General features: G+C 61.5%; 5 protein-coding genes. All 5 read right to left on the minus strand.

Annotated features, from left to right (window positions below; all coding sequences use genetic code 11):
* Positions 1 to 373 (minus strand): hypothetical protein (locus ACPLUI_RS12195; RefSeq protein ID WP_424660529.1); only part of this gene is annotated, 373 nt, incomplete at its 3' end.
* 24 nt (positions 374 to 397) lie between these two features.
* Positions 398 to 1,825, minus strand: a complete 1,428-nt coding sequence (locus ACPLUI_RS12200; RefSeq protein WP_424660530.1) for an AAA family ATPase — start codon at positions 1,823 to 1,825, stop codon at positions 398 to 400.
* Between the two features lie 59 nt (positions 1,826 to 1,884).
* Entirely contained in the window at positions 1,885 to 3,042 is a 1,158-nt protein-coding gene (locus ACPLUI_RS12205) for a hypothetical protein (RefSeq protein WP_424660531.1), read from the minus strand.
* A gap of 144 nt (positions 3,043 to 3,186) precedes the next feature.
* Entirely contained in the window at positions 3,187 to 3,606 is a 420-nt protein-coding gene (locus ACPLUI_RS12210; protein WP_424660532.1) for a single-stranded DNA-binding protein, read from the minus strand.
* A 69-nt stretch (positions 3,607 to 3,675) separates the two neighbouring features.
* A partial coding sequence (locus ACPLUI_RS12215; RefSeq protein ID WP_424660533.1) for a hypothetical protein occupies positions 3,676 to 3,950 on the minus strand: 275 nt, incomplete at its 5' end.

Raw genomic sequence — 3,950 nt, forward strand, 5'->3', positions numbered from 1 at the left:
CATTCACGAACCGGAACCACAGCATGGCACCCGGGTAGATGTTGGACATGCACCTCTCTATCCGGGCGTCTTCGATGATGTTGAGCAAGCACGCCAGCAGGTTGCCGCCGCGCCTCACGGCTTCCTGCCAGACGTTCTTATCGGTAAACCTTATGTGCCCGGCCTCGTGCGCGCAGGCAGCCTTCATCGCCACCCAGCACTCCGCCGCCGACGCCGGGACGCCCCGCTCTATCTCGCCCTCAAACGGGACCAGGGTTATACCTTCAAGGTCCGTGTATGCCCCTGTCCCGAACTTTAGGACCAGGTCGCCTTTATTCGAAAGCACGCGGGCCAGACTCTGCAGCCTGACCCGCTTCAGCTCCCGGAGGGACACGGTCGCAACCCCCTCTTTTTTTCCTTAGTCTCGCAGACACGCCTCTATAATGTCCGTCACCTGGTCGATTTCAAATTTGTCGCCCAGACCTTCAGTCAGCACCGAAACAGCTACCGTTTTCAGCGTCCCGCAGCCGTCCATCTCCTCCCGCGCTATCCTGAAAAGGGAGCGCACGGATAAAACCCTCTCGGAATAGTCCCCGTTCGCCACACCCTTCGCCAGCTCCGAAAAGAGGTCGGCCAGCTTCCGGGAAACGGACTCCTTGCAGCCCGTCTCCCGCACGATGAGCCAGGCTAGCTGCTCTGCCCCCAGGTGCGGTACCTGTACCGGGCGGAACCGGTCCTGGAACGCCTCGTTCAGCGGCTTCGTGCCCGCGTACCCGTAGTTCATGCACCCCACAAGCCGGAAGCTCGGCGGCGCCTTCACAACCCCGTACCCCGGCACCGGCAGCGTCTTCTGCCAGTCCAGAAGACCGTGCAGCAGGGAGGTCACTTCCGGAATGAGCATGTTTATCTCGTCCACAATGACCATCTCCCCCCTCTCCACAGCCTGTAAAAGTATCCCCGGCTCGAAACCCACTCTCATCTGCGAACCCCTCAGCTTCTGGACAAGGGGCTCGGCGTCCATCCCGGCCGCCCTGCAGGCCGACCGCAGCCTCGCCTCGGTCACGATGTCTATCCCTTCAGAGGGAACAAGGGTCCTGCTCCCCAGAAGGGCCTCGGCGTTCAAGTCGATGCCCCCGAATATCTTGTTCACCGGGAGCATCATCACCGCCGCCAGAGCCTCGGCCATGGTCGACTTCCCGGAACCCTTCGGCCCTATCAGTAAAGGGGCCTCCCAGGCCGAACCGCCCGGACCGTACACCAGTGCCGCGACAGCGCTCACAAACTCGCCCCCCGACGGGATGTACCGGGCCTCCGGGACCCTGGCACTCTGCTCCTCCGAGAGAACCTGCTTCTGCCGTTCCCGGAACTCCAACACTTTCCTCAATATTCTCACCGGAAGGTTGTACCTGGCAAGCCAGGCGTCCTCCGGAGAGAGCTCCGGCATGACGTATGCGAGGGCATCTCCTTCGATAAGCTCCAAGAGCTCGAAGTCCCCCGGCCTGCCCAGAATGCTCTCCGTCAGGTCCTTCACTATGGGCACCGGGGCGGGCTGGCACCTCTCCACATTGACCGTTATGGGAAGGGGAGGGTTGCCCGGCAGGGCCAGCGACACCGCCCCCATGTGCCAGCAGGAATGCGGCTTTTCTTTGCTGAGAGACATGCACTCGTGGTAAATTACAGGCGTGCTGCCCGGCAGCACGGCTATGATCCGCCGCTTATCGGTATTGTCGGGAAGGTATTCCAGGTACACCTTCCCGTCCCGCCCCAGCCCAAACCCTCTCAAGCGGGGTTTGTGCTCGTCGCTCAGGGCATTTTTGACGTTTCCGGGATGTATTTTCAGAAACATGCTGACCCCCTCTTCCGCGAAAACAAAGGGGGATGGCACCGGACCACCCCCCTACTTTTTTAAGCTGCGGGCACAACCAGGTCCTTCACAACGAGCAGCTCCCGCTCCCCGTCCCGGACCAGCGCCCCCTTCACCTTCACTTCCATGCCGACACTCAGCGCCTTCATCGCCTCCCTGCGGTCACCCCGGGCGACGAGCGTGACCTCCCTCCCGCCTGTCGTGCCCCGTAACCACGTGACCCGTTCCTGGCCGCCCTCGAAAGCCCGGAATGCCTCCCTGGGCGGCGTCTCGACAGTCACAACGAACTCACCGGGTTCGGGTTCTTGTGCCTTCCTGATCACGGAGACACCGGCCACCACGACCTTGTCCCCGCGCCTCTTCCCCCTGACGTGCACGTGGTCCTGCGGACCGAGAGCGTCCAGGTGCCCCTCCCTGGTCACGAGGCTCACTGTCTCCTCCCCAACCAGGGTGAACGCCAGCACCTTCTTCCATCCTTCCTTCTCCTCCGGCGGTTCTAAAATTATCAGCTCACCCTCGAAACTCTCTCCCTTCGGCTCGGGTTGCTGCTCGGATTTCTGTCCGAACTCCTGACCGGGCTGCTGTACAGGCCCCTGCTCGGACTTCTGTTCGGGCTGTCGTACAGGCTCCTGCTCGGGCTGTTGCGCAGGCTCCTGACCGGTCTGATGCTCAAGCTCTGGCCCGGCACCCCCAGCTTCCGGACTAAACCTGTCCCGCAGCTCCGGGATGGTCTCCAGCTCCGTCTCGTCCGCCCACCCCAGACCTGCGTACGCCAGCACACCGCGCCTGTACGCTTTGGTCTCCGCAATCATGATCTGGTTCGCCAGGGCCTCGCCCTTCAACCCGGCAATGTTGACCGCACCCGTGGCTTCCACCACGCGGCCGTCGGGCCCCGACACGCGTGCGGTGACCGCGTACACCGTGTCCCCTATCCTCTCCCGGCTCACGATCTGCCGCGAGAGCTTGTGCTTCGCCGCCAGCTGGTCCGCGCAGTCACGCCTGGCGTACAGGATCACCCGGCCCCCGCCTTTCGGCCTGATGAAGTCGAACGGCCTCGTCAATGGGTTCAGCCCCAGACTCTCGCATACCGCCTGGTAGTATGCGGTTATCTCTTCTGGGGTCATGGAATCGAGCTCGCCCCGGACCACCTTCCTCAAAACTTCCGCCGGGAGGCTGTCATACAGCGTCTTCTCAGACACAGACCCGTCCCTCCTTGTCAGTTTTGCTCTCTCTCTCTCTTGAAATTCGGAACGCCCGCCCCTTCTCCTCAGCAGGAAGCGGGCACTCTCAACCAGAAATACCGGCAGGGCAGCGGGAACGCCGCCCCGCCGGTACAGGAAAGATTAAAACGGAATGTCGTCAAAATTGACCTCTTCGGCAAAATCAAAATCGCCCTTGCTTTCCTTTTTCCCGAAAGCGGGAGGCGCTTCGTCCGGCCACGGCGGCTCCTCGATGGACTTCCTCCCGTTGGGAAGGAAGACCACCCTGGAGGCCACTATTTCCGCCGCCTTCCTGCGCACCCCCTGGCTGTCCTCATAGGTGCGTATCTGCAGCCGGCCCTCCACCGCTGCAGGTGCACCTTTCTTCAGGTACTTGACGCAGTTCTCCGCCTGCTCCCGCCACACGATGACGTCGATGAAGTCAGCCCCGTCCTTGCCTCTGTCAACGGCCAGGGTAAACCGCGCCACCGGAACCCTGTCGGGCGTCTCCCGCAACTCGGGGTCTTTTGTCAGACGACCAATCCCGATCCATTTCTGGTACACCAGAATCCCTCCTCGGATTTTTTATAAAAATCAAAAGACCCGCCCCAACACCTGTTGAGAACGGGCCTTCTAGTCCAGCGGAACCGCCTCGGAACCGTTACCGCAGATGCGGATTATCCCCGCGTGCCCTTCGATAACGGCTTTCACCTCGCGCGGCAGGTCCAGCTTTAAGTCCTTGAACTTCCCGTTTTCGTGAAAAGCCACGTCCAGCCGGACGTAGCTCCTGAACGGGTATACCGCAGCGTCAACAATCTCGTTGTAGATTTTGCGCAATTTTCTTAGATAGTTTACAGCGCGTTTTTCCTGCCCCCTCTGCGTGTAGAGGGCGTAAGAGCGCACCGTGG

The sequence above is a fragment of the Desulfofundulus sp. genome (assembly GCF_049701015.1).
Lineage (GTDB): Bacteria > Bacillota > Desulfotomaculia > Desulfotomaculales > Desulfovirgulaceae > Desulfofundulus.

Excerpts from the sequence above, each read along its gene's own strand:
- ACPLUI_RS12200 (WP_424660530.1), bottom strand. The coding sequence starts at position 1,825 with ATGTTTCTGAAAATACATCCCGGAAACGTCAAAAATGCCCTGAGCGAC.